Source organism: Amycolatopsis mediterranei (genome assembly GCF_026017845.1).
GTDB classification, from domain to species: domain Bacteria; phylum Actinomycetota; class Actinomycetes; order Mycobacteriales; family Pseudonocardiaceae; genus Amycolatopsis; species Amycolatopsis mediterranei.
This window is the reverse complement of the sequence record NZ_CP100416.1, coordinates 5032590-5058275: the sequence shown is the minus strand read 5'-3', so window position 1 is coordinate 5058275 and position 25686 is coordinate 5032590. Positions and strand designations below refer to the sequence as shown.

Below are 25686 nucleotides of genomic sequence, written 5' to 3'. Positions count from 1 at the left end.
CGCATGCGGCGCGTAGCCGGGCGGTTACACCTCCCCGGAGAGGCGCGCCAGAAGTCGTCCGGATAGGAAGGTGTCCCGCGCGTTTTTCACCGCTGGGGCACCGGAAATCCGCGCGCCCGCGGGGACCGGCCACGAAGAAAACCGCCCCGGGAAAGGCTTCCCGGGGCGGTGCGAGCGGTCAGGCCGGCGTTTTCACCGGTGGCGCCGCGTGTCGCCGCGCGCGGTGGGCGGCCATCCGCACCGGCGCATTGGCCACGCCGAAGCCGCGGTACCCGCCGATCCGCTGCACCACCTCGAAGAACACCCGCGCCCCGGCCAGCGCAGTGTAGAAGTGCAGGAACTCGCCGTGGGCGTCCCGGTCGTAGAGCACCGAACGCTCCTGGAGCGCGTCGAGTCGTCCCGGCGGCAGGTCGAGGCGGGCGTCGAGGTCGGCGTAGTAGTTGCCGGGGATGTCCAGCAGGGGTGCCCCGGCCGCGCGCATCGCCGCGGCCGCGGCGAGGGCGTCCGTGCAGGCGAACGCCACGTGCTGCGGTTCGGGGACCGCCGGCGCCCATTCGCCGCGGCGGACCACGGCGGCATCCAGCGTCAGCCGGACCTCCCCCGCCGCCACCGAGCGGCTGCGCACCAGCCCGAACGGCGCCGCGAACTCGGCCACCGGCGACGGCGTCAGCCCGAACACCGAGCGGTAGAACAGCGCCGCTTCCTCGAAGTGGTCGAACGGCTGGGTGAGGGCCACGTGATCGATTCCGAAGATTCCCGCGCCGGCCGCCGTTTCGCCGGTGGGCGTGAAGTCGTCCCGCCAGTCGTCGCCGCAGAGGAACACCTGGGTGCCGTCCGGCGCCTCGACCGACGCCAGGTCGGCCTCGCGCGGGCCGCGCACCCGCGGCAGGACCGGCGCGAGCAGGGCTTCGGCGCGGCGGGCGGAGCGGGCCGGGTCGGTGCTCGCCAGCGCGACCGCCCCGACGGCGCCGTGGGCCGCGCCGCCTTCGTTGACCACCACCCGGGCGTCACCCTGCTCCCAGAGCTCGACCGGCTTGGTCCGGTGGACGCCGGTGCGCGCGAACCCGAGCGGAGCCAGCACGCTGCCCGCCCCCGGATCGGTCACGACCTCGGCGAACGCGTGCCCGGTCAGCGCCGGCGCGGCCGGCAGCTCGAGCACGCCCAGGGATTCCTTCAGCGCCAGCAGCGACCGCAGCGCGTCGACCGCGGCCGGGCGTGGGTCGGCCTGGCGGAACACGTCGTTGAAGACCTCCAGCGACAGCGGCCCGCGGTAGCCCGCGGCGAGCACGTGCCCGGTGAACGCGGTCAGGTCGAAGTCGCCCTGGCCGGGGAAGAGCCGGTGGTGGCGGCTCCACGGCAGCACGTCCATCGGCAGCGTCGGCGCGTCGGCGAGCTGCAGGAAGAAGATCTTTTCGCCGGGGATCGCCCGGATCGGTGCCGGGTCGTGGCCCTTCGAGAGGATGTGGAAGCTGTCCAGGCAGACGCCGAGCGCGGGGTGCGCGGCGCGGCGGACGATGCGCCAGGCGTGCTCGTACCCGCTGACGTGCCGGCCCCAGGCGAGGGCTTCGTAGGCGATCCGCATCCCGCGCGTCGCGGCCAGCTCGGCCAGCGCGTGCAGCTGTTCGGCGGCCAGTTCGTCGTCGTCGATCGCCTCCGGCGACACCGAGGAGCAGACCAGGACCGTGTCGGTGCCGAGCTCGGCCATGACGTCGAACTTGCGGGCCGCGCGGCGCAGGTTGGCCGTGTGCCGCTCCGGCGGGACGGCTTCGAAGTCGCGGAACGGCTGGTAGAGGTCGATGGACAGGCCGAGGCCGACGCAGCGGCGGCGGATCTCCGCCGGGCTGGACGGGGAGACCACGAGGTCGTTCTCGAACAGCTCGACGCCGTCGAACCCGGCCGCGGCGGCCGCGGCCAGCTTGTCTTCCAGGGTGCCGGACAGGCAGACGGTGGCGATCGCGGTGCGCGGTTCAGGCGGCACGGGCGGCCTCCCCCTCCAGGGCGTCGAAGTGGCGCAGCATCCGCGCCGGGTCGGGCTCGGCGCCGGTGAACAGCCGGAACGATTCGGCGGCTTGGAACACGACCATGCCGCCGCCGTGCAGCACCCGGCAGCCGCGAGCGCGGGCGGCGGCCAGCAGCGCGGTCTCCAGGGGGCGGTAGACGATGTCGGCGACCCACAGCCGCGGGTGCAGCAGCTCGGCCAGGACCGGGGAGCCGGGGTGGGCGGCCATCCCGGTCGGGGTGGCGTGCACCAGACCGTCGGCCCGGTGGATCGCGGTCAGGTCGCCGGTGGCCGCCCGGCCCGGGCCGAACCTCCGCTCCAGCGCCTCGGCCAGCCGGGCGCCGCGGTCGCCGTCGACGTCGTGGACGATGAGGCAGCCGGTGCCGAGCGAGAGGAGCGCGTGGGCGACCGCGGCGCCCGCTCCCCCGGCGCCGACCAGGACGACGTGGTCCAGGCGGACATCCGGCAGGCCGCGGGTGAGGCTGCGGGCGAACCCCGTCGCGTCGGTGTTGTGGCCGATCGCGCGGCCGCCGCGGAAAACGACCGTGTTGACCGCGCCGAGCGCGGCGGCTTCGGGTGAGAGCTCGTCGAGGTGCGCCACGACCGCCTGCTTGGCCGGGTGGGTGACGTTGAGGCCGTCGAACCCGGCGAGGCGGGCCGCCGCGAGCACCTCGGCTACGGGGCGGCGCAGCACGTCGAGGTCCAGCAGGCGGTAGACGTAGCGGAGGCCGAGCTCGTCGGCCTCGCGTTCGTGCAGGGCCGGGCTGGCGGACGGCCCGATCCCCGTGCCGACGAGCCCGATCAGGTAGCTGGTCACCAGATGCCCTCCGCAGCTAATGTACGAACTAGTACGTTCACGTTAGCTCGCGGGCGGCTCCGGCGGAAGAGCTGGTCTAGAGTGGGATTCTCGATCCGCAGCGGAGGGAGCCCGGTGGCCGCACCATCGTCGGAAGCCGAGCGCCAGCGCGACAAGGAACGCACGCGCGCCGACATCCTCGCGGTGGCCACCCGGGAGTTCGCGGACAAGGGCTACACCGGCGCCCGCGTCGACGAGATCGCCGCCCGCACGAGCACCACCAAGCGGATGATCTACTACTACTTCGGCGGCAAGGAACAGCTGTACATCGCCGTGCTCGAGCAGGCGTACTCCGCGATCCGAGCCCTGGAACGGCAACTCGACGTCGAGCACCTGGACCCGGAGGACGCCCTCCGGCGGCTGGCGGCGCTGACCTTCGACCACCACGAGGCCAATCCGGACTTCATCCGGCTCGTCAGCATCGAGAACATCCACCACGCGCAGCACCTCGCGCAGTCGGAGATCCTCGCCGGGCTGGCCGACCCCGCCCTCGGCGGGCTGACGGTCGTGCTGGAGCGCGGCCGCGCGGCCGGCCGCTTCCGCGCCGACGCCGACCCGCTGGACATCCACATGGTGATCAGCGCGTTCTGCGTCTTCCGCCTGGCGAACCGGCACACGTTCCAGGCGATCTTCGGCCGCGACATGCTGGATCCGGCCCGGCGCGAGCACTACCGCACGATGCTCGGCGACCTGGTGATCGACTACCTGACCGCCTGAAATCCCGCTCTTGACACCCGGGATCCGGTCTCGCACTCTCTATTAACTAACTAGACCGTACATTGCCTGTCCCGCCGGAGTCCGCGCACCGCAGCACGGACGTCAGGAGATCGTGCCCGTGACCGGATCGATGCCCCGCAAGGCGGCGCTGGCCGCCTGGATCGGCAGCGCGCTCGAGTACTACGACTTCTTCATCTACGGCACCGCCGCCGCGCTCGTGTTCGGCAAGGTGTTCTTCCCCGCCTCCTCCCCCGCCACCGGCACCCTGCTGGCGCTGGCCACCTTCGGCGTCGGCTACCTCGCCCGGCCGGTCGGCGCGTTCGTCCTCGGCCACGTCGGCGACCGGTTCGGCCGCAAGCGCGTGCTCGTCCTCACGCTGCTGCTCATGGGCTTCGCGACGTTCTGCGTCGGCTGCCTGCCGACCTACGCGAGCGTCGGCGTCCTCGCCCCCGTCCTGCTGGTCGTTCTCCGCCTGCTGCAAGGGCTTTCCGCGGCCGGCGAGCAGGCGGGCGCGAACTCGATGTCACTGGAACACGCTCCCGAACACCGGCGCGCCTACTTCACCAGCTTCACCTTGAGCGGCACGCAAGCCGGGCAAATCCTGGCCACCGCGATCTTCCTGCCGGTCGCGGCGCTCCCGTCGGCGCAGCTGCTGACCTGGGGCTGGCGGGTGCCGTTCTGGGGCAGCGCACTCGTGGTGCTGGTCGGCTTCGTGATCCGGCGCAAGCTCGACGAGACGCCGGTGTTCGAACGCACCGACGTCGCGAAGCTGCCGGTCGCGGTCCTGTTCCGCCACCACTGGGCGGACGTGCTGCGGGTGGTGGTCGCGGCGACGATCGCTTCGGTGAGCACGATCTTCACCGTCTACGCGCTGAGCTACGCGGTCAACACGATCGGCCTGGCCCGCACCCCGATGCTCTGGGTCGGCGTGCTCGCGAACGTCGTCGCGCTGGCGGCGATCCCGCTGCTGGCCGGGCTCGCCGACCGCGTCGGGCGCAAACCGGTGTTCATCACCGGCTGCCTGGCCTGCGGCGTGCTGATCTTCCCGTACCTGTGGTCGATCTCGATCGGCTCGTACGCCCTGCTGTTCGTGCTCGGCATCGTGTTGTTCGGCGTGGCGTACTCCGGGGTCAACGGCGTCTGGCCGGCGCTGTACGGCGAGATGTTCAGCGCGCGAGTCCGCCTTTCCGGCATGGCGATCGGCACCCAGATCGGCTTCGCGGTCGCGGGCTTCGCCCCCAGCGTCGTGGCGGCGATCGGTTCGGGCAAGCAGGACTGGCTCGGCGTCGCGATCTTCACGGCGGCGGTGTGCGTGGTGGCGGCCGCCGCCGCGGCGACGGCCCGGGAGACCTACCGGGTGCCGACCGCGCAACTGGGCGGCGTGGCGCCCGCGAAACCGTCCACTGTGGTCGTGTCTTAGAACGGAATCCCCACCGCGGCGGCAAGAGCACGCACCGCGGTCCACAGCCCGGCGCCGGCGGTCGCGAGGCCGCCGGCGTCCCGGAGGAGATCCCGGGCCCGTCGCACCTTCGCGCCCGCGCCGGTTCCGCCGTGCACGACGTCCCGATCGACCTCGTCGAGGGCGTCGTGCACGGCGTCCTTCGTGGCCGGCGGCAGCCGGGCCGCGTCGAGTTCCGCACGGACCGACCGCACCAGCGACGCGACCTGCCGCGCGTCGAAGCCGCGGTGGATCTCCTGGTGTCCACCGTGGACGGTGTTGATGTCGCCGTGGACGGCGTTGTTGACCGTCCCGGCCCGGACCTCGCCGTGGAAGTGGATGCCGTCCATCTAACGCCTCTCGTTCCGGCGGCGCCGTTCCCGGGCCGCCTTGGCCATCACCAGCCCGATCGACGACACCACGCCGCCCAGCACGAAGAGCCCGAAGCCGACCGCGCCCAGCGGCACCCCGCCGAAGACCTCCGGGCCGAGCGGCGACGGCGGCGCGGCGAACGAACCCGCCGACATCGAGTCCGCGCCCGCCTTGATGAACCGGAAGATCCCCGACCCGAACAGCCCGAACCCGGTCAGGCTCATGAGCGTCCCGAGGAGCATGATCGGGCGGCCGAGCCCCTTCCCGGTCGCCATGAGGGAGAGCGCCTCGCCTTCCGGCGTGGTGAACTCGTACCGGTGGTGCTGCCGGTTGTCGTAGCTGTTGTTGACGTCACGACCGGCGTTGTTGATCGTCCCGGCCGACACGTCGCCGAACGAGACGCCGCCGCCGGACGACGAACGCTGCCAGGTCCTGGTGTGCGCCGCGCCGGACTCGCCGTCGGAGTACACCGCGGCGACCGGACCGAACTCGAGCCGGTCGCCGTCCGAGAGCGGGTGGTCCTGCCGCGGCGCCAGCCGCCGCCCGTTGACCCAGGTGCCGTTGCGCGACCCGGCGTCGGCCACCCACGTCCCCCGCGCGTCCTGGCGGATCCAGGCGTGCCGCAGCGACACCTGGTCCGACGGCAGCCGCAGGTCCGCGTCGGGCCCGCGCCCCACCAGCCACGAGCCCCGGCGCACGGCCAGGCGCGCGCCGGACCCGCCGAGCGTCTCGATCCTCGCCCCGCCCATCGGACCCCCTCCCGCCGCACGGCTCCCTGCTCCCTGCTCCCTGCTCCTTCAAGGAAGAGCCGTGCGGCGGCCGAGGGATATAGAGCGAACGGGTGAACCCGTTCAGACCGTCGGCGCCGAGGTGTCCGCGGCTTTCACCCGTTCCAGCAGCAGCTGGGCGACATCGCGCACGTCGACGTTCTCCGCCTTCTGCTCGCTCTGGCGCTGGACCAGGCCGTCGGTCAGCATCACGCGGCAGAACGGGCAGCCCGTCACGATCGTCTCCGCGTCCGTGGCGATCGCCTCGTCGACCCGCTCCAGGTTGATGCGCTTGCCGATCTGCTCCTCCATCCACATGCGGGCGCCGCCGGCGCCGCAGCAGAGGGCGCGGTCCGCGTGGCGGGGCATCTCCGCCAGCTGGGCGCCCGTCGCGCCGACCAGCTCGCGCGGTGGCGTGTAGACCTTGTTGTGACGGCCCAGGTAGCAGGGATCGTGGTAGGTGACCTTCGGGCCGTCCTCGACCGGCTTCACCGGGGTCAGCTGCCCGCCGCGGACCAGGCGGTTGAGCAGCTGCGTGTGGTGGACCACCTCGTAGTGGCCGTCCAGCTGGGGGTATTCGCGGCTCAGCGTGTTCAGGCAGTGCGGGCAGGTCGTGACGATCTTGCGCAGCCGCGGCTCGCGGCCCTCGAACACGGCGTTCAGCGTCTCCGCCGTCTGCTGCGCCATCATCTGGAAGAGGAACTCGTTGCCCGCGCGGCGCGCCGGATCACCGGTGCAGGACTCCTCCTTGCCCAGCACCACGTACCTCACCCCGGCGATGTGCAGCAGCTCCGCCGTGGCGCGGACGGTCTTGCGCGCCTGGTCGTCGAACGCGCCGGCGCAGCCGACCCAGTAGACGTACTCGACGTCCTCGGCCAGCTCGCCGTCGAACACCGGGACGTCGAAGCCCAGGTCCTTGGTCCAGGTGAGGCGCTCCGCGTTGTTCTGGCCCCACGGGTTGCCCTTGGTCTCCAGGTTCTTGAACAGCCCGCCCAGCTCGGTCGGGAACGCCGACTCGATCATCACCTGGTAGCGGCGCATGTCGACGATGTGGTCGACGTGCTCGATGTCCACCGGGCACTGCTCGACGCACGCACCGCAGGTCGTGCACGACCAGAGCACGTCCGGATCGATCACACCGCCGTCGTCCTCCGGCCCGACCAGCGGGCGCGCGCCCTCGTGCTCGGTGCCCGCCAGGATGTAGGGCGCTTCCTCGAACAGGTTGTCGCGCAGGTTCATGATGACGAGCTTGGGTGACAACGGCTTCCCGGTGTTCCACGCCGGGCACTGCGACTGGCAGCGGCCGCATTCGGTGCACGTGGCGAAGTCGAGCATGCCCTTCCACGTGAAGTCGCCGATCTTCCCGCGGCCGAACGTGTCGTCTTCGGCGGGGTCCTCGAAGTCGATCGGCTTGCCCGCGGACTCCATCGGCAGCAGCGGGCCGAGCGCGTCCGGCAGCCGCTTCGCCGAGACGTTGAGCGGCGCGACGAAGATGTGCAGGTGCTTGGAGTAGAGCACGATCGACAGGAACACCAGCATGACGCCGATGTGCAGGAGCAGGCCGACCGTCTCCAGCACCTCGGTCGTCGAGTGCCCGAGCGGCTCCAGGAGGTTCCCGACGCCGAGCGAGACGTACGCGCCGTTGTCGTACGGAAAGTTGCCGGACGCCGAAGAGGCGCCGCGGAAGAAGAACATCGTCCAGACGACGTTGAAGATCATGGCGAGGATCAGCCACGCGCCGCCGGTGTGCGAGCCGTAGAACCGCGACGCGCGATCCTTGCGCTCGGGGGCGTTCCGGATGCGGATGATCGTGAACACGCCGAGCGAAACCGCCACGGCGACGGCGATGAAGTCCTGCAGGAAGCCGAGCACCGCCCAGTGGCCGATCCACGGGATGGCGAACTTCTCGTCGAAGAGCGCGCCGTACGCCTCGAGGTACACCGAAGCGAGGATCACGAAGCCCCAGAACGTGAAGAAGTGCGCCAGGCCGGGCACCGACCACTTCAGCAGCTTGCGCTGGCCGAACACCTCGCGCACCTGCGCGAAGACGCGGGCACCGAGGTCGTCCGACCGTTTGGTGTCGGGCTGGCCGGCCTTGATCAGCCGGTACAGGAAGGCCACGCGCTTGCCGGCGACGGCGAGGCCGACGACGGTCATGAGCAGGCCGAGGATGAGACGAACGAGCACGAGTCCTCCGCGTCGTGATGGAAGGACCGGCTCAGTGCGAGCCGGTGTAGTACCGGCACGCCTTGCACGCGTACCGCATCTTCGCGATCCGCCAGTGCTTCCGGTACAGATCGAGGTCGGGCGAGCGCCGGACGCCGAGGCGCTGGTAGCGCCCGGGCCGCCGGCCGGTTTCGTACTGCTCGGTCGCCCGGCCGAGGTGGGCGCGCCGCAGCACGCACCCCCGCGTCCCGCAGCGGCCGAGCGCGGTGCGGCAGAACCGGTGCAGCAGCACGAGATCGCCGGTCACTTCGTCGACCACGCCGTAGCCGGGGTGGTCCCCCGGCCCGGCGAGCCGCACCGGCAGCCCGCAATACGCGCATTTGAGCGTGCAGGGAAGGCAGCCGGTGAGGTGCCGCATCCGCAGTTCGCGCCGGTCTTCGGAGCCGGGTCCCCGGACGCGCGACGCCATTGAGGCCTCCTGGAACGACTGTGATCGGCACCACTGTCTGCTACTGGAGGGTAATGAGGAGATCACTTCACGCGACAGGACCGAATGGCCTAGTTGCCCAGGACCATTCGGCCCAATTCGTCCAGCAAGGATGGCCTTACTGTCCGTTCAGCGGACGCTTGACACCGCGAATCGTACGTTCGGACCTGCTGCGCCGAACGTTTCCCCCGCCACAATCCGCTCATGACCTACCACCCCGTGCCCTACCGCCCCGCCCGGCTGCCCGACGACGAAGCACTCGCCCAAGCCGCCGCGTTGCGCCGGCGGATGGAAGCCCGGCGCTCGGTGCGGATGTTCTCCCCCGACCCGGTGCCCGAACGCGCGGTGCTCGACGCGATCGCGGTCGCCTCGACCGCGCCCAGTGGGGCGCACCAGCAGCCGTGGACGTTCGTCCTCGTCGCGGATCCGGCGGTGCGCCGCAGGATCCGCGAAGCCGCCGAGGCCGAGGAACGGATTTCCTACGACGGGCGCCTCGGCGACGAATGGCTCGCCGCGCTCCGGCCGCTCGGGACCGACGCGGAGAAGCCGCACCTGACGGACGCGCCGTACCTGATCGTCGTGTTCCAGCAACGGTTCGCTGTGGACGACGACGGCGGTGTCCGCAAGCACTACTACGTCGACGAGTCGGTCGGCATCGCGGTCGGCATGCTGCTCACGGCGTTGCAGGTGGCGGGCCTGGCGGCACTGACGCACACGCCGTCGCCGATGCGGTTTCTCGGGGAGCTGCTGGGCCGCCCCCGCAACGAAAAGGCGTTCGCGGTGATCCCGGTCGGCTACCCGGCCGACGACTGCGTCGTGCCGGACCTGCGGCGCAAGCCCCTGGACGAGGTCCTCGTGCGGATCTGAGTCAGCAAGCGGGCAAGCCGCCCGGCGGCTCGGGGAACGCCGGGCCCGACAGCAGGTCCACGCCGCGGTCCCGCCACCACGCGGCTTCGTCCGCGGTGCCGATCCCGGCGACCGACACCGACGCCCCGGCCGCGTGCGCCGCGTCGATCAGCGCCGACAGCGGCGCGGCCACCAGCGGGTGTTCCCGCTTGGCGGCCAGGTTCGCCGCGATCCGGACCGCGCGCGCCGGGAACTCCGTCAGGCACGAGACGTCGCCGAGGCCGTGGATCTCCGCCCGGACACCGATTTCGCCCAGCACCTTGAAGTTGTCCGCCGCGTCCCCGGTCTCCGCGGCCGGGAAGCCGGGACGCAGCCGGTCCGGGGCCAGGCCGGTGTCGCCCAGGACGCGGTGGATTTCACCGACCAGCTCCGGATCCGCCGCCTGCTGCGCCGTCAGCTCGACGACCAGCGGCACGCCGATCCCGGACGCCGCCAGCCGCTCGGCCGCCGTGCGCAGCAGCCAGGTGCCCAGCGGCAGCGCCAGCCCGGTCTCCGCGGCCAGTCGCACGCACGTCTCGTGCGGCAGCACGCCTTCGGCCGGGTGGTTCCAGCGCAGCCGCGCCTCGACGCCCTCGACCGAACCGCTCGTCGCCGACACCAGCACGCGGTAGCGGGCTTCGACCTCGCCGTTCTCCCAGGCGCCCGCCATCGACGCGGCCAGGCCGAAGTCGTGCCGGTCGCGCCGGTCCCATTCGCGGTCGAACAGGCCCCACTGGTTGCCCGTCCGCTGGGCGCGCCGCAGGGTCAGGTCCGAGGCCTGAAGCAGCTCCGCGGGCGTGCTGTCGCGCGGCGGGCGGTGGACGACACCGATGGCGGCCGACACCGCGACCCCGTGCTGCCCGTCGACGTACTCCGCCTCGGCGAACTCGTGGGTGATCCGGCGGACGAGCGTCACCACGCCCGGGGTGTCGGCCGTGTTCTGCACCAGCACGCCGAATTCGTCGCCGTCGAGCCGGGCCACGAGCGCCTTTTCCGCCTCGAAGACGATCTTCAGCTTGGCCGCGACCCCACGCAGCACCCGGTCGCCGAGCTCCCGGCCGAGACCGCCGTTGATCTGCGAGAAGCCGTCGAGGTCGAGGTGGAACAGCGTGACCCCGTGCGCTGGATCCGCGTCGCGCAGCAGGGTCTCCAGGCGGGTGCTGAAGAACTGCCGGTTCGGCAGCCCGGTGAGGACGTCGTGCAGGGCCTGGTGACTCAGCCGCCGCTGCAGCAGCGACACCTCGGTGTCGTCGTCGACGATCGTGAGCAGCTGCCGGGGCGTGCCGAGCGCGTCCCGGATCACCGCCGCGGCGAACGTCGCCCACATCGGCTCGCCGTCCCGGCCGACCAGGCGGCGACCGGCGCGCAGCCGGTGCAGCCGGCCCGCCACCAGCTCGCGGTAGCTCTCCCGCAGCTGTTCGACGTCCTCGGGGTGGACCAGGTCGAACAACGTCATCGCGGCGATCTCCGCCGGCGTGCGGTTGAGTGTCTTGGCCAGCGCCGCGTTGGCCCGCAGCACCCGGCCGTCGAGCTCGGTGAGCGCGACGCCGCTGGCCGAGCCGGCGAACACCTCCTCGAACTGCGCGCGGGTGATGACGTGCTTCTGCCGCGTCTCCTGCTCGACCTTCAGCAGCGCGCGGCTCAGGCCCTCCTGGCGCTTCTGGATGTCCTCGCGCAGCATCTCGCCGTAGCCGGAGCTCAAGGCGCCGAGCACGGCCACCACCCGCTCGGCCAGCCGGTCGAGCCCGCTCAGTTCCGGTTCGCGCAGCAGCGCCTTGCCCAGCACCTCCAGGCTGCGGCGCAGGCTGTCGGCGCCGACGCACCGCAGCTCGACGAGCCGGCCGCCCGCGGACGCGGCCGCCTGCAGGTCCGGCGGATCGCTCGCCACCGCTTCGAACAGCCGCCCGGCCAGGCCGGTCAGCTCGCGCTCGATCTCCTCGGGCGTGTGCGGCAGGTAGGCGGTCGTGCTGATCAGGTAGCCCCATTTGCGCGCGAGCGCACCGAGCCGTCTCGCCGCGCGATCGGCGGACGGCTTCTTCCGCGGGGCGTCGCCGCGGGGATGGGGCGCAGTCACCTCAGGCTGTCCAAGCGTTCAGGGCAGATCACCGTTCGGGTCAATCGATATATCTTGGCCCGGAATTGTGAGACGCGCACGGGTTCAGTTTCGTCCGATCGAGTGATAACCCTGTGGAGCGATCCCCAGGCGGTTCTGCAGCCAGGAGCGGGTGGCGCTGCGGTATTCGCCCGCGTTTTCGTGCAGCGCCACGGAATGGCCCGCGCCGGGCAGCACGTACGTCGACACCTTCGACGGGTCGGCGTAATAGGGCGCTTCCTGCGCCCGCAGCACCGCCGCGTCGGAACAGTCACGCAACGCCAGCACCCCGCAGAAAAGGACGTCTTTTTCACCGACCACTTGGAAAACCGGTGCGGTGATTCCCCACGTCGCGGGCAGCACGATGCCGAACAACGCGACCGTGCCCATCCCGGGGACCGAAACCTGGTCCTTCGTCGCTTCGTCGGCGGCGATCACGGCGGGATCGGCGTCGCCCGCGGCGTAGAACAGCCCGGCCCGCGCTCCCGGCTTCGTCGTGAAGTACAGCGGGTCGCTGCCGAGGGTACCGAGCTGCCCGTCGAGCAACGCGGGCTGCAGGCCGAGCGCCGCGCCGAGGGCGAGCACGGGCAGCGCGGGCAGGTGCGTGATGCCGGTGAGGATCACCCCGTCGACGTCGTGGTAGGTCGACGCTTCCACGGCGACGATCCCCGACCCGACCGAGTGCCCGACGATCACCACCTTCGCGAACGGGACCCCGCCGGCCCGGCCGGCGCGCAGGTGGCCGATCACCTCGTGCATCGACTCGGCCGCCGCCCAGACCGACAGCGGCAGGCTCAGCGGCCGGCTGCTGCGCCCGGCGCCGAGCTGGTCGGCGGCGAAGGTCGCGTAACCGTGCGCGGCCATGTCCCGCTGGTAGGAGTAGCGCGCCGGCTCGTAGGGCAGGTCCCAGTACGCGCTGTTGTACGTCCCGCCGTGCACGAGCAGCTGAACGGTGTCCGGCGCCTCCCCGGCGGGCCGGCACAGCCGGCCGTGCACGACCGCGGGCGCGCCCGGCACCAGTGGGGGCAGACCGGGTCCGGTGACCGGCAGATCCGTGTCGCTGCAGGAGATCGCGGCGGCTTCCGCGGGCACCGCCGCGGTCAGCAAAGCGAACAGGACACCGCAGGCGAACAACGCCGACGTCAGCTTGAGCGGCCGTCTCAAACCCAACCTGCCTTCCGTTCAGGACCCCGGAACACTACACCCGGTAGTGGTACCGGCACCGTCAGGTCCGGCGGGGCACCACGGTCATCGGCAGCCGGTTCGGCTGCATCGTGGCCTTGATCTGCGCGTACACCTTCCGGCCCGGCACCGGGACCAGGCGCCACCGCGCGCCGATGGTCGCGGCCACGATGCCGATCTCCGTCGGCGCGAACACGTGTCCCGGGCACAGCCGCGCGCCCGCGCCGAACGGGATGTAGGCCCCCTTCGGCAGTTCCGCGGTGCGGCCGGGCGCCCAGCGGTCCGGGTCGAACCGGTCCGGGTCGGGGAACCAGCGCGGATCGCGGTGCAGGGTGTGCTGGCTGACGGCGACTTCGCTGCCCGCCGGGAGCGCCACCCCGCCGAGTTCGACGTCCTCCCGCGCGCGGCGCATGAGGATCAGCGGCGGGGTGCGGCGGAGGATCTCGTTGACGATCCGGTGCGTGTAAACGAGATCCGGCAGATCCTCGAAGCGCGCCGCGCGGCCGTCGAGGACTTCGTCGACTTCGGCGTGGAACCGGCGTTCGACGTCCGGGTGCTGCCCCAGCTCGTGGAAGAACCAGGCCAGCGCGACGGCGGTCGTCTCGGCGCCGGTGGTCAGGATCGTGATGACCTCGTCGTGCACCTGGCGGTCGGACATGCCCTCGCCGGTCTCCTCGTCGCGGGCCAGCAGCAGCATCGAAAGCAGGTCGCCGTGGTCGGCGCCGTCTTCACGGGCCGCGACGACGGTCTCGCCGATCACCTCGCGCAGGCGCGCGGCCGCGGCGTCGAACCGCCGGTTCGGCGGGATCGGCAGCTTCTCGACGAACTTCGGGGAGAAGGCCCGGATCAGCACGTACTTGAGCATGACCGGGATCGAGTGCCGGATCTCCGCCAGTGCCTCGTCACCGAGGGCGGTGGAGAACAGCGTCTGCCCGGCGATGGTCAGCACGAGATCCTGCATCCGGCGGTCGAACTCGACGACTTCGCCGGGCCGCCACGCCTCCACCAGCTCGCCGGCCAGCTTCGTCATGGTGTGTTCGGCGTAGCCGGCGATCCGCGTGCGGCCGAAGGCGGGCATCACGAGCCGGCGCTGACGGCGGTTGAGCTCGCCGTTCGAGGTGGCCAGGCCGTCGCCGAAGAGCGGGCGCATCTTGTCGAAGACCAGGCCCTTGTCGAACTTGTCGGCGTCGGTGGCCAGCACTTGCCAGGCCAGCTCCGGGGTGGTGACCACGTGCACCGGCAGCGGGCCGAGCTGGATCTTGACGACTTCTCCGTGCGCGGGCAGGGAAGTGAAGAACTTGAGCGGGTCGCGCAGCAGGGGCACCGTGTGCCCGAGCACGGGCACCCGGCCGGGCACGGGACGCGGGTTCGGCATGGCCTCGTCTCCTCGTGACCGGGCACCCTAGCCGCGCCCCGGGCACCCGGAGCACGAGTCCACACGAACGGATGAGGGGACTAAGCTCCGTCCCCGCAGCGTCCGCGAGGGTGGGAGGTCCCGTGACCGGAGAAGTGAGCTGGGTACCACCGGAGATCGACACCACGGTGCCGAACCCGGCCCGGGTGTACGACTTCTGGCTCGACGGGGACCACAACTTCGCCGCCGACCGCGCGCTCGGGGAGCAGATCCTGCAGATCATGCCCGGCATCCGCGACGCCGCCCGGCTCAACCGCGCGTTCCTCCGCCGCGCCGCGCGGTACATGGTGGCCGCCGGGGTCCGGCAGTTCCTCGACGTCGGCTCCGGCATCCCGACCGTCGGGAACCTGCACGAGATCGTCCAGCAGGCCGACCCGGCGTGCCGCGTGGTGTACGTCGACCGCGAGCCGGTCGCCGTCGCCCACAGCGAGCTCCTGCTGCAGGGCAACGACAATTGCGCGGTGCTCCAGGCCGACCTGCGCGACGTCAACGACATCTTCGACGCGGAGCCGGCCCGGCGGCTGCTCGATCCCGGGCAGCCGACCGGGGTCTTCATGTTGCTGCTGCTGCACTTCGTGCCCGACTCGTGGGATCCCGAAGGCATCCTGGCCCGCTACCGCGAACGGCTCGCGCCGGGCAGCTTCCTCGCCGTCACGCACGTCGCGGCGGACTCCGGATCGAAGGGCCTCGACGAGGCGATCGAGGTGTACACGAGCAGGCAGAACCAGCAGAACCAGCCGTTCCCACGCACGCACGACCAGGTGCTCCGGTTCTTCGAGGGCTTCGACCTCGTCGAACCGGGCCTGGTCGGCTGCGCGATGTGGAACCCCGAGGGCGTCGGCGACATGTCCGACGACCCGTCGGTCAACTCCCTCCCGTACGCCGGCGTGGGCCGGAAGCCCTAGCTCACCGCAACGAGAACGTCGCCAGGTTCACCGGGCCGTCGAACGTCAGGTACACGTCGTGGCGTCCGCTCGCCTTCGCCAGGGCCGCGCTCACGTTCGCGTAGGCGTACCGGTCGCCGGTCGAAGACACCGGAACCGTGGCCAGCACGCGGCCGGTCGGGGAATCGAGGCGGATCGTGACGTGCGACGACGCCGGCGCGGAGACCGAGGCCGAGAACCGCGCCGGGCCGTTCAACGCCACATTGCGGTACACCACCCAGCTGCCGGCCACGCCGGCGACCGAGGTACCCGAGACCTTCGACGTGTCCGTCAACGTCGTGCCGGAGTAGTCGTCGAAGTTCTGAGCCTGGGTCGGACGGCTCAGGTCACGCGGCAGTGCCCGCTCCCCCGGCACGTAGACCGGCTGCGGCGCCGAGAGCTCGGAAGCGTTGCGGCCCACCGAAAACTCGTACACCCCCGCCGCCACCACGGACCGGTCCCGGGAGACGTCCCAGGACGCCAGGTCCGCGACAGGCACCTCGAACCGCACCGTGCGGGTCTCCTTCGGCGCCAGGGTCAGCTTCGAGAAGTCCCGCAGCCGCTGCACGCCGGAGTTCTTCGAGTAGAGCTGGACGACGTCGGACCCGGTGCGGGCGCCGGTGTTCGTCACGTCGACGCTGACCTGCACCTTCCCGTTCGCCTCGAAAGTCCGCACCTTGTCGTAGCGGAAGCTGGTGTAGCTCAGCCCGTAGCCGAACGGGAACAGCGGCTTCCCGCGGTAGTACTGGTAGGTCATCCCGGTCTTGGCGATGTCGTAGTCCAGGATGCTCGGCAGCCCCGCGTCGGAGGCGTACCAGGTCTGGGTGAGCCGCCCGCTCGGGTCCTGGTCGCCGAAGAGCACGTCGGCGACCGCGTGCCCGGTCTCCTGCCCGGCGTGGCTGGTCCACAGGATGCCGGGCACCGACAGCGTGTCCCAGCCGGTCGTCGGGTAGCTGTTCTCCACCACGACGACGGTGTGCGGGTTCGCCTTCTGCACCGCCTCGATCAGCGCGCGCTGCGCCGGGGCGAGCTCGGTGCGGGTGCGGTCATTGGCTTCGCGGCCGTTGATGAACGGCATGCTGCCGACCACGACCACCGCGGTGTCCGCGTCCTTGGCCGCGGCGACCGCGCTGCCGACCCCGCTGGTCAGCACGTCCCGGCCGAACTTCGTCGCGTGCGCGGCATCCGGGGCCGAGATCGTCAGGACGCCGTCCGCGCCGACGACGGCGAACTTGTCCGGGCCGAACCACGGCTCGTTCACCTCGTTGCCCGCGTACTCGAGCACGTAACTGCCGTCCGGCTGCGCGTCCAGCTTCAGCTGCTGCTGCACGAACCAGCCGGCCGGCTGGTCGGCGTCGTTCACCAGCGCGCCGCCGGAGTAGCTGAGGAACTTGCCGTTCGCGGCCGCGCGCAGCGTGTTCTTGCCCGCGCCCCAGTCGTAGACGTCGAAGGACTCGGCGGTGCCCGCGACGGTCCCGCCCGCGGTCACCTTCCCGGTGGTGGCGGGCGCCGTCAGGTACTTGCCGGTCGAAAGGTCCTTCAGCGCGATCCGGTCGACGCCTTCGGACGACGCGACCGTGCCCGCCGAGCCGAGCCGTTCCTTGATGCCCTGCACCGGTGTGACCTTGTACTGCATCGCGCCGCTGTACCAGTCTTCGTACAGGGTGTTCGAAAGCGGGCCGACGACCGCGATCTTCTTGTTCCGCGCGGCGTTCAGCGGCAGTGCGTTGCCGTTGTTGCGCAGCATCACGATCTGCTCGTCGGCGGTCTTGCGCGCCAGGGCCTGATGCTCGGGCGAGCCGATGACGGCCGGGGTGATCTTCGCGTACGGGTTGCCTCCCGGCGGGTCGAACTCGCCGAGCCGGAACCGCAGCGAAAGCAGGTGGCGGTCGGCGTTTTCGACGTCGGCCATGGTCAGCAGGCCCTTGCTCAGCGCCTCCTTGACCGCGGCGACGGTGATCGAGCCGTCGGTGTCGTTGTCGGTGAAGCTGTCGAGCCCCGCCTTGATCGCCGCCGCGTCGCCTTCGGCCTTGGTGGCGTAGTACTTCTCCGAGTTGACCAGGTTGGACGGCGCGCCGGCGTCGCTGACGACGGCGATGTCCTGCGGCGCCCACTTCCGCAGCTTGCCGTCGAGGTCCGGGCTCACGTGGTTGGGGCGCCCGTTGACCAGGTTGTACGACGGCATGACGGCGTTGGCCGCGCCGTTCTGCAGCGGGATCTTGAACGCCTGCTCGTCGTAGTCGTGCAGGATCTTCGGCGGCACCGAGGAGTTGCTGGTGTCGCGGTTGACCTCGTTGTTGTAGGCGAGGAAGTGCTTCAGCGTCGGCGCGGCCTGCAGGTACCGGGGGTCGTCACCCTGCATGCCGCGGCCGTAGGCGGTCGCGAACTCGCCGGTCAGGTAGGGGTCTTCGGAGTAGCCCTCTTCGTTGCGGCCCCACCGCGGGTCGCGCAGCAGGTTCACCACCGGTGCCCACAGGTTGAGGCCCCACAGCGTCGGGTTGCGGACGTTGAAGCCACGCGCTTCCTGCCCGACGGCCGCGCCCACCTGCTTCACCAGCGCCGGGTTCCAGGTGCTGGCCAGGCCGATGGCCTGCGGGAAGACCGTGCCGTCGGCCTTGACGACCGCGCCCTTGTTGTCGTAGTCGGTCGACCAGGCGACGCCGTGCAGGGCTTCGGTGCCGGTCTTGAAGACCCCGATGCCCAGCCGCGGGATGGCCGGCTCGTACTGGTGCAGCAGGGAGATCTTCTCGTCCGCCGTGAGGCGGGACAGCAGGTCGTCGATCCGCGTCGCCAGTGGCAGCGACGGGTCGCGGAACGGGGGCGGGGCCGCCGCGAGCGCCGGCGAAGGTGCCAGCAGCAGGGTCGCGGCCACCGCCGGGACGAGGACGCGGCGGAAGAGGGAGTGGCGCACGGACAGCCTCCGGAATCGTCGAATCGTTTCGACGGCGCGGCACGAAGATTCGCGTCGAAGGGAGTGGGAGCCTGCCGACTATTACAGCCAGGTGAGCATCAGGTCAAGAGTGTCTGGGAACGCTCCCAGAGGCTCTGATCGAAACCCGGCAACCCCGTGCTGAGCTGCGAGAACAGCCGCCAACAGGCCACTTCGACAATTTCGACGAACACCTCGGCTGTCGAAATGGAATCGAATGCGGGCGAACGGCGAATGATGCTTGTGTTTCGGGCGTGTGTCACTTACCTTCGTGCCATCGTCGATGCGCTTCGACACCGCATCGCTCGCCCGTCCCCAGGAGGCCGCCCGTGGTCACGATCAACGACGTCGCCAACGCGGCCGGGGTCGCCCCCAGCACGGTGTCGTACGTGATCAGCGGCAAACGCTCGATTTCGCCGAAGACCCGGCGGCTGGTCGAGGACAGCATCCGCAAGCTCGGCTACCACCCGCACGCCGGGGCGCGGGCGCTGGCCAGCAGCAAGACCAACGTGCTCGCGCTGGTCGTGCCGCTGCGCACGGACCTCAACGTCGCCGTCGTGATGGAGTTCGTCGCCTCGGCGGTCACCGCGGCCCGCGCGCACGACCACGACCTGCTGCTGCTCACCAAGGACGAGGGACCCGCCGCGCTGCAGCGGGTGGCGTCCTCGGCCATCGCCGACGCCCTGATGGTGATGGACATCGAAACCGCCGACCCGCGGGTGCCGATGCTCCTGGCCCTCGACCTGCCGGTGGTGCTCATCGGCGTGCCCGACCACCCGGCCGGGCTGAGCTGCGTCGACCTCGACTTCACCGCGGCGGCCTCGGCCTGCGTCGCGCACCTCGCCGAGCTCGGCCACCGCTCGATCGCGCTGATCGGCCCGTCCCCGGCCGTCTACCGGCGCGGCACGAGTTACGCGACGCGGTTCCTGCGCGGCTTCGACGAAGCCACGAAGAGCCGTGACCTGCGGGCGGCTTCCCACGCGTGCGCGCACTCCTACGAAGCGGTGAGCGCCTGCGTCGACGAGCTGCTCGCCGCCGATCCCGGCCTGACCGGCCTGGTCGTGCACAACGAGGCCGTGCTGCCCGGGCTGCTGTCGGACCTGCGCCACCGCGGCCTGCGGGTGCCCGAGGACATCTCGGTCATCGCCGTGTGCCCGGACAGCATGGCCGAGCAGCACGCGGTCGCGCTGACCAACGTGGCCATCCCGGCCGAAGAGGTCGGCACCCAGGCCGTCGAAATGACCATGCGCCGGCTCGCCGGCCACACCACCCCGGAGGTCCGGCTGCTCGGGCCCCGGCTGACCCGGCGCGAGAGCACCGCCTCGCCGCGCGCCTAGCGCCGTCACACCACCAGTCCCGGTTCTGCTCCGCCGCCGAAGGAGAATCACCATGTCCGTAGCCCGTCGCGCCCTCGTGCTGACCGCGAGCGCCGCGTTGCTGACCGCCTGCAGCCCCAGCCCGGCCCCGTCCGCGTCGAACGGCGCCGGCGCTCCGGCCGCCACGTCGATCACCGAACTCGACTACTACGCCGACGAGCAGGGGTCCGCCGCCTGGCAGAAGATCCTCGACACCTGCGCCACGCAGACCGGGATCAAGATCGAGCGCCAGAAGGTGCCGACCGCCCAGATGCTGCCGAAGGTCCTGCAGGGCGCCAGCTCGAAGACGCTGCCCAACCTGCTCTTCACCGACAACCCGACGCTGCAGCAGGTCGCCGCCACCGGCGCGCTGACCCCGCTGACCGACTACGGCATCACCACCGACGGCTACTACCCGGGCATCGCCAAGGCCGGCACCTACCAGGACAAGCTGTACGGCGTCGCCCCTGGTGTCAACGGCCTCGCGCTGATCTACAACAAGGACCTCCTGCAGGCCGCGGGCGTCGAGCCGCCGAAGACGTGGGACGAGCTGAAAACCGCCGCGGCGAAGCTGACCAAGGACGGCAAGTACGGCCTCTCCTTCTCGGCCATCTCCTCGGAAGAGGGCACCTGGCAGTTCCTGCCGTTCTTCTGGAGCAACGGCGCCGAACTGTCGCAATTGGACTCGCCGCAGGCGACGCAGGCGCTGCAGTACGTCACCGACCTGGTGAACTCCGGCTCGGCGTCGAAGTCCGTGGTGACCTGGAGCCAGAACGACGTCGCCGACCAGTTCGTCAGCGGCAACACGGCGATGATGATCAACGGGTCGTGGAACATCGCCCGGCTCGACGAGCAGAAGTCGCTGCACTACGGCGTGGTGCCGATCCCGGTGCCGCAGGCCGGTGGCAAGCCGGTGGTCGCCCTCGGCGGTGAAGTCGGCGCCGTGCCGGTGACCGGCGGGCCCGCCCAGCAGGCCGCCGGCAAGGTGCTCACCTGCATCCTCTCCGAGCCGACGATGCTCGAGTGGAGCAAGGCGCACGCCTACATCCCGTCGAAGAGCGCCGTCGCCCAGAAGTTCGGCACCGAGCAGCCGGCGATGCAGGCGTTCGTCGACGAGGTCGGTACGGCCCGCTCCCGCACCGCCGAACTCGGCGAGAAGTACCCGAAGGTCTCGCAGGCGCTGGCCGACGCGCTCCAGGCGGCGCTGACCGGGAAGACGCCGGCCGACCAGGCGCTCAAGGCCGCCCAGCAGGCGAGCGGCTCGTGACGGTCGCCGCCGCTCCGAGGGTCTCGGCGACACCCCGCGCGAACCGGAAGTCCCGCCGGGACAACCGGTTCGCCGCGTGGGCGTTCCTGCTGCCCGCGCTCGCCTACGTCGTCGTGTTCTTCGGCTATCCCCTGGCCGCGAACCTGGTGATGAGCACGCAGAACTACACGGTGAAGTCGTTCTACACCGGCGAAGCACCCTTCGTCGGCATCGAGAACTACTCCGCCGTGCTGTCCAATCCGCTGTTTTCGACCGCGGCGCTCAACACGGCGCTGTTCACCGTCGGGTCGATCGTCTTCCAGTTCGGCATCGGCCTGGCGCTCGCGGTGTTCTTCAACGGCCGGTTCCTCGGCAGCGCCCTGCTGCGGTCGCTGCTCCTGCTGCCGTGGCTGCTGCCGCTGGTGGTCAGCGGCGCGGTGTGGCGGTGGATGTTCGACCAGGACCACGGCGTGCTCAACGCGGGCCTGCGGTTCCTGGGGTTCGACGCGGTGCCGTGGCTGAGCAGCACGAGCTGGGCGCTGTCGGCGGTGATCATCACCAACATCTGGATCGGCATCCCGTTCAACCTGGTGATCCTGCACGGCGGGCTGCGCGCGATCCCGGCGTCGCTCTACGAAGCCGCGGCGCTCGACGGCGCCGGCGCGTGGCAGCGGTTCCGGCACGTCACCTGGCCGCTGCTGCGGCCGGTCACCGGGATCGTGCTCATGCTGGGCCTGGTCTACACGATCAAGGTGTTCGACGTGATCATGGTCGTCACCGGCGGCGGGCCGGCCGGCTCGACCCAGACGCTCACCACGTGGTCCTACCGGCTGTCCTTCCAGGACTTCGCGTTCGGGCAGGGCGCGGCGGTGGGCAACGTCCTCATCGTGGTGGCGACGGTCTTCGGGCTGCTGTACCTGCGTTCGGCGAAGGCGACCCTGGCGGAGGCGGCATGAGGACTGCTTGCAGGTCCGAATCATCAGACACCATGCCTGCCGACGCGAAGACACTGCCGCGGCTCGCCGCGTCCGAAAAGGAGGCGGCATGAAGACGGCGAACTGGCCGCGGACGGTGGCCGGCGTGCTGATCGTCGCGGTGCTGCTGTTCCCGCTGTACTGGATGGTCAACGCGTCGCTGCAGCCCAGCGGCGCGCTGCTGCGCCCGGACCCCGCGTTCTTCCCCGTCGGCGGCACGCTGGACGGCTACCGCAAGGCCGTCTCGACGCAGGGACCGAACCTGCTCTCCAGTGTCGTCGTCGCGCTCGGCACGGTGCTCGTGTCGCTGCTGGTGGCCGCGCCCGCGTCCTACGCGCTGGCCCAGCTGAAGGTGCGCGGCGGCCCGGCGCTGGTGTTCGTGCTGCTCATCGTGCAGATGATCCCGGGCATCGTGATGGCCAACGCGCTCTACACCGTGTTCAGCAACCTCGGCCTGATCGACAACTACCTCGGGCTGGTGCTCGCCGACTCCACCGCGACCATCCCGTTCGCCATCCTGCTGCTGCGGGCGTTCATGATCTCCGTGCCGAAGGAGCTGACCGAAGCGTCCCGGGTGGACGGTGCCGGGTACTGGCGCACCTTCGGCTCGATCATCCTGCCGGTCAGCCGCAACGCGCTGGTCACCGCCGGGCTGTTCTCGTTCCTGTTCGCCTGGGCGGACTTCCTGTTCGCCGTCACGCTGACCACCGGGCAGTCGTTCGAGCCCATCACCGTGGGCATCTACCGGTTCGTCGGCAACCAGTCCGCCGACTGGAACGGGATCATGGCCACCGCCGTCCTCGCCGCCGTCCCCGCGGCCGTCCTGCTCGTCGTCGCCCAGCGCTACGTCGTCGCCGGGCTGACCAGCGGCGCCGTCAAAGACTAGTTCCTTCAAGGAGACCTCGTGATCGCCACGACCGAAGACGGCCGCTCGCTCGAAGTCCGCGTGCGGCACGAGGTGCTGCGCATCGAGCCGTGGGGCGACGGCAGCCTGCGCGTGCGGGCCGGACGGCACCGCATCATCGACGACGTCCCGGGCGCGCTGCTGCCCGCGAAGCCCTCCCCCGCCACCGCCTCGGTCGAGGGGCGGACCGGCCGGGTCGTCAACGGCGCGCTCACCGCGATCGTCGAGATCGCCGACACCGACACCGGCATCGACGCGCAGCTGCGGTTCGTCCGCACCGACACCGGCGAGGAGCTCCTGTCCGAGCAGCGCGCGCACTTCTGGTGGCCCGGCGCGCGGCTGTTCATGCCCTCGCGCAACGGCTACGGCCGGCTGGAGCAGCGCTTCAGCGCCTACGACGGCGAGCGGCTCTTCGGGCTCGGGCAGCACACGCACGGCCGGCTCGACCAAAAGGGCCTCGTGCTCGACCTGGTGCAGCGCAACGCCGAGGTGTCGGTGCCGTTCCTGCTCTCCAGCCGCGGCTACGGGTTCCTGTGGAACAGCCCCGCCGTCGGCCGGGTCGAGCTGGCCACCAACGGCACCCGCTGGGTCGCCGACGACGCGCGTCAGCTCGACTACTGGGTCACCACCGGCGACGGGCCGCGCCAGATCCTCGGCCACTACGCCGACGCGACCGGCCACGCGCCGATGCTGCCGGAGTGGGCGGCCGGGTTCTGGCAGTCGAAGCTGCGCTACCGCACCCAGGAGGAACTGCTGGCGGTCGCCCGCGAGTACCACGAACGCGGGCTGCCGCTATCGGTGATCGTGGCGGACTTCTTCCACTGGACCCACCTGGGCGACTGGAAGTTCGACCCGGCCGAGTGGCCCGACCCGGCCGGCCTGGTGCGCGAACTCGACGGCCTCGGCGTCAAGCTCATGGTGTCGGTGTGGCCGTCGGTGAACCCGCTCTCGGAGAACTACCGCGAGCTGCACGAACGGGGTCTGCTGGTCGCCGCCGAGAGCGGCGTCCCGGCGCACGCGCCGTGGAAGGACAAGGGGTTCGGCGTCGAGATGCCGGTGGCGTTCTACGACGCGACCAACCCGGAGGCCAGGCGGTTCGTCTGGAGCAAGGTCAAGGAGAACTACTACGACCTGGGCGTGCGCGCGTGGTGGCTGGACGGCGACGAGCCGGAGATCCAGCCCGGCCACCCGCACAACCTCGGCTTCCACGCCGGTCCGGGCGCGGAGGTGTTCAACCTCTACCCGCAGGCCAACGCGCAGACGTTCCACGACGGCATCCGCGGCGAGGGCGACGACGAAGTGGTGCTGCTGTCCCGCTCGGCGTGGGCGGGCAGCCAGCGGTTCGGGGCGGCGCTCTGGTCGGGTGACGTCGGGGCGACGTGGGACTCGCTGCGGGCGCAGGTCCGGGCCGGGCTGAACGTGGCACTGGCCGGGATCCCCTGGTGGACGACGGACATCGGCGGCTTCCACGGCGGCGACCCGGCGTCGCCGGAGTACCGGGAGCTGATGGTCCGCTGGTTCTCCTACGGGGTGTTCTGCCCGCTGTTCCGCCTGCACGGCTTCCGCGACCCGCGCCCGGCGTTCGGTCCGGAGATGACCGGCGGCCCCAACGAGGTCTGGTCGTTCGGTGAGCCGGCGTACGAAGCGATCACGGCGTCGCTGCGCCTGCGGGAGCGGCTGCGGCCGTACCTGATGGAGCAGATGCGAGTGGCCCACGAGCAGGGCATCCCCCCGATGCGGCCGGTGTTCGTCGACTTCCCGGCGGACCCGGCGGCCTGGGACGTGGACGACCAGTTCCTCCTCGGCCCGGACGTGCTGGTGGCGCCGGTGCTCGAGCCGGGCGTCACGGCGCGGCGGGTGTATCTGCCGGCGGGGGCGTCCTGGACGGACGCGGTGTCCGGAACGCGGCACGAGGGCGGCGGCTGGGTCGAGGCGGCGGCCCCGCCGGAGCGGATCCCGGTGTTCCTCCGCGACGGAGCGCAGCTGCCGATCAAGCCCGAGTGAGGTCGGCCCAGTGCCCCGGCTTGCGCGGCCGGGGCGGGCCGAGCACCCAGCCCGGCGGCCAGGTCCGCCGCACGTGCGCGTCCGTCCGGGCGCGCGCCCCGGTGAGGAAGAAGTCCGCCGCCGTCGCCCCGGTGAAGTCCGCGTGACCGCTGAAGCGTGCCCCGCCGAACAGGAGGTCCGCGGCGCACCGGGCGTCCCGGAACGTCACGGGGCCGGCGAAACCGGCGCAGTCGAACGACACGTCGTCGCTGAAGGCGGCGCCCGTGAAGTCCGTGCGGGCCGAGAACCGGGCGGCGTCGAACCACAGCTGTCCGTGCGTGGTGATCCGGGGAAAGGCCGCCGTGCCGGTGAACGTGGTGCGCTCGAAGTCGGCGTCCGCTCCGAACCGCGTGCCGGCGAAGGAGACGTGCCGAGCGAAGCACGATCCCTCGAAGCTCACCGGCCCGGCGAAGACCGCGCCGTCGAAGCGGGCGTCGCCGACGAAGCGGACCCGGCTGAAGAAGGCGTTGCGAACTTCGCAGCCGCGCAGATCCACCTCGTGGAGCACCATCGGCTTGGGGTGGAGGTCCATCCCCGGCCAGAACTCCGGTGACTCACGCCGAAGACGCATCCGCAGCACCGGCCAGAGCTTCGCCTGCCAAGCCGCGGATTCGGGCCACCCGTAGCCCAGCTGCACGAAGAACTGGTCGACGAAGTCCTGGCGCAGGGCGGGATCGCGGTCCGCGAGCGCGGCGAACTCGTGCACCCCCGCCAGCCGCACCTCGCGCTCGTCGGCGAAGATCTTCCGCTCGGTCACGGGGTCGATGGCTCCGCGCACGGTGACCGGGTGGACCACCTCGGCGTACCGGTCGCGGCGCAGGAGCAGCCACGCCGCGACCGAACCGGCCACGGCGCCGATCAACGCCAGGACCGCGAACGGCGTGATGGTGGCCATACCCGGAATTGTCCCGGCCGAGGCCAGCGAATTAAAGTGGAC

The 25686-nt window shown here is 71.2% G+C and carries 20 protein-coding genes; 9 read left to right on the top strand and 11 right to left on the bottom strand.

Annotation, left to right across the window (positions count from 1 at the left end):
• Nucleotides 1-178 precede the first annotated feature (178 nt).
• Nucleotides 179-1978 carry a sugar phosphate isomerase/epimerase and 4-hydroxyphenylpyruvate domain-containing protein gene (locus ISP_RS23335; RefSeq protein ID WP_013226206.1) on the bottom strand — a complete coding sequence of 600 codons (1800 nt, stop codon included), beginning with the start codon at nt 1976-1978 and terminating at the stop codon, nt 179-181.
• Complete coding sequence (locus tag ISP_RS23330; RefSeq protein ID WP_013226205.1) at nt 1968-2816, bottom strand: shikimate dehydrogenase; 849 nt, start codon at nt 2814-2816, stop codon at nt 1968-1970. The genes ISP_RS23335 and ISP_RS23330 overlap by 11 nt, the downstream gene beginning before the upstream one ends.
• 114 nt (nt 2817-2930) lie before the next feature.
• Between ISP_RS23330 and ISP_RS23325 the strand changes: the two genes are divergently transcribed.
• Both ISP_RS23325 and ISP_RS23320 read left to right on the top strand, forming a co-directional pair.
• Nucleotides 2931-3572: a TetR/AcrR family transcriptional regulator gene (locus ISP_RS23325; protein WP_013226204.1), complete on the top strand. Its 642-nt coding sequence runs from the start codon at nt 2931-2933 to the stop codon at nt 3570-3572.
• A 118-nt stretch (nt 3573-3690) separates the two neighbouring features.
• A complete protein-coding gene (locus ISP_RS23320; RefSeq protein ID WP_013226203.1) occupies nt 3691-4992 on the top strand; it encodes an MFS transporter in 1302 nt (433 codons plus the stop codon).
• Here ISP_RS23320 and ISP_RS23315 read toward each other — a convergent pair.
• From ISP_RS23315 to ISP_RS23300, 4 genes are all read right to left on the bottom strand, one after another.
• Nucleotides 4989-5360, bottom strand: a complete 372-nt coding sequence (locus ISP_RS23315) for a hypothetical protein (RefSeq protein WP_013226202.1) — start codon at nt 5358-5360, stop codon at nt 4989-4991. The genes ISP_RS23320 and ISP_RS23315 overlap by 4 nt on opposite strands.
• A complete protein-coding gene (locus tag ISP_RS23310; RefSeq protein ID WP_013226201.1) occupies nt 5361-6131 on the bottom strand; it encodes an FHA domain-containing protein in 771 nt (256 codons plus the stop codon). It abuts the gene before it with no gap.
• Between the two features lie 102 nt (nt 6132-6233).
• Nucleotides 6234-8336: a (Fe-S)-binding protein gene (locus ISP_RS23305; protein ID WP_013226200.1), complete on the bottom strand. Its 2103-nt coding sequence runs from the start codon at nt 8334-8336 to the stop codon at nt 6234-6236.
• Between the two features lie 31 nt (nt 8337-8367).
• Entirely contained in the window at nt 8368-8784 is a 417-nt protein-coding gene (locus ISP_RS23300; RefSeq protein ID WP_013226199.1) for a hypothetical protein, read from the bottom strand.
• Between the two features lie 222 nt (nt 8785-9006).
• Between ISP_RS23300 and ISP_RS23295 the strand changes: the two genes are divergently transcribed.
• Nucleotides 9007-9669: a nitroreductase family protein gene (locus tag ISP_RS23295; RefSeq protein WP_013226198.1), complete on the top strand. Its 663-nt coding sequence runs from the start codon at nt 9007-9009 to the stop codon at nt 9667-9669.
• Between the two features lies 1 nt (nt 9670).
• On the opposite strand, the gene ISP_RS23290 is transcribed toward ISP_RS23295, so the two are convergent.
• The 3 genes from ISP_RS23290 to ISP_RS23280 form a co-directional block, all read right to left on the bottom strand.
• Nucleotides 9671-11761 (bottom strand): diguanylate cyclase domain-containing protein, encoded by a 2091-nt coding sequence (locus ISP_RS23290; protein ID WP_013226197.1) that lies wholly within the window; start codon nt 11759-11761, stop codon nt 9671-9673.
• A gap of 84 nt (nt 11762-11845) precedes the next feature.
• Nucleotides 11846-12943, bottom strand: a complete 1098-nt coding sequence (locus tag ISP_RS23285; RefSeq protein ID WP_014467095.1) for an alpha/beta hydrolase — start codon at nt 12941-12943, stop codon at nt 11846-11848.
• Nucleotides 12944-13004: 61 nt separating this feature from the next.
• On the bottom strand, nt 13005-14336 hold the full coding sequence (locus tag ISP_RS23280; RefSeq protein ID WP_013226195.1) for a cytochrome P450: 1332 nt from the start codon (nt 14334-14336) through the stop codon (nt 13005-13007).
• A gap of 122 nt (nt 14337-14458) precedes the next feature.
• Here ISP_RS23280 and ISP_RS23275 point away from each other — a divergent pair, with 122 nt between their 5' ends.
• Nucleotides 14459-15280 carry an SAM-dependent methyltransferase gene (locus ISP_RS23275; protein WP_013226194.1) on the top strand — a complete coding sequence of 274 codons (822 nt, stop codon included), beginning with the start codon at nt 14459-14461 and terminating at the stop codon, nt 15278-15280.
• Between the two features lies 1 nt (nt 15281).
• On the opposite strand, the gene ISP_RS23270 is transcribed toward ISP_RS23275, so the two are convergent.
• Nucleotides 15282-18209 carry a glycoside hydrolase family 3 protein gene (locus tag ISP_RS23270; RefSeq protein ID WP_013226193.1) on the bottom strand — a complete coding sequence of 976 codons (2928 nt, stop codon included), beginning with the start codon at nt 18207-18209 and terminating at the stop codon, nt 15282-15284.
• 347 nt (nt 18210-18556) lie between these two features.
• Between ISP_RS23270 and ISP_RS23265 the strand changes: the two genes are divergently transcribed.
• From ISP_RS23265 to ISP_RS23245, 5 genes are all read left to right on the top strand, one after another.
• Nucleotides 18557-19564 carry a LacI family DNA-binding transcriptional regulator gene (locus tag ISP_RS23265; RefSeq protein WP_013226192.1) on the top strand — a complete coding sequence of 336 codons (1008 nt, stop codon included), beginning with the start codon at nt 18557-18559 and terminating at the stop codon, nt 19562-19564.
• 52 nt (nt 19565-19616) lie between these two features.
• Nucleotides 19617-20849, top strand: a complete 1233-nt coding sequence (locus ISP_RS23260) for a sugar ABC transporter substrate-binding protein (protein ID WP_013226191.1) — start codon at nt 19617-19619, stop codon at nt 20847-20849.
• Entirely contained in the window at nt 20846-21784 is a 939-nt protein-coding gene (locus tag ISP_RS23255) for a carbohydrate ABC transporter permease (protein WP_013226190.1), read from the top strand. The genes ISP_RS23260 and ISP_RS23255 overlap by 4 nt, the downstream gene beginning before the upstream one ends.
• An 88-nt stretch (nt 21785-21872) precedes the next feature.
• Nucleotides 21873-22688, top strand: coding sequence for a carbohydrate ABC transporter permease (locus ISP_RS23250; protein WP_013226189.1), 816 nt, complete (start codon nt 21873-21875; stop codon nt 22686-22688).
• 18 nt (nt 22689-22706) lie between these two features.
• Nucleotides 22707-24710: a glycoside hydrolase family 31 protein gene (locus ISP_RS23245; protein ID WP_013226188.1), complete on the top strand. Its 2004-nt coding sequence runs from the start codon at nt 22707-22709 to the stop codon at nt 24708-24710.
• Here ISP_RS23245 and ISP_RS23240 read toward each other — a convergent pair.
• Nucleotides 24697-25644: a pentapeptide repeat-containing protein gene (locus tag ISP_RS23240; RefSeq protein WP_013226187.1), complete on the bottom strand. Its 948-nt coding sequence runs from the start codon at nt 25642-25644 to the stop codon at nt 24697-24699. The two genes, ISP_RS23245 and ISP_RS23240, sit on opposite strands and share 14 nt — an antisense overlap.
• Nucleotides 25645-25686: the final 42 nt, after the last annotated feature.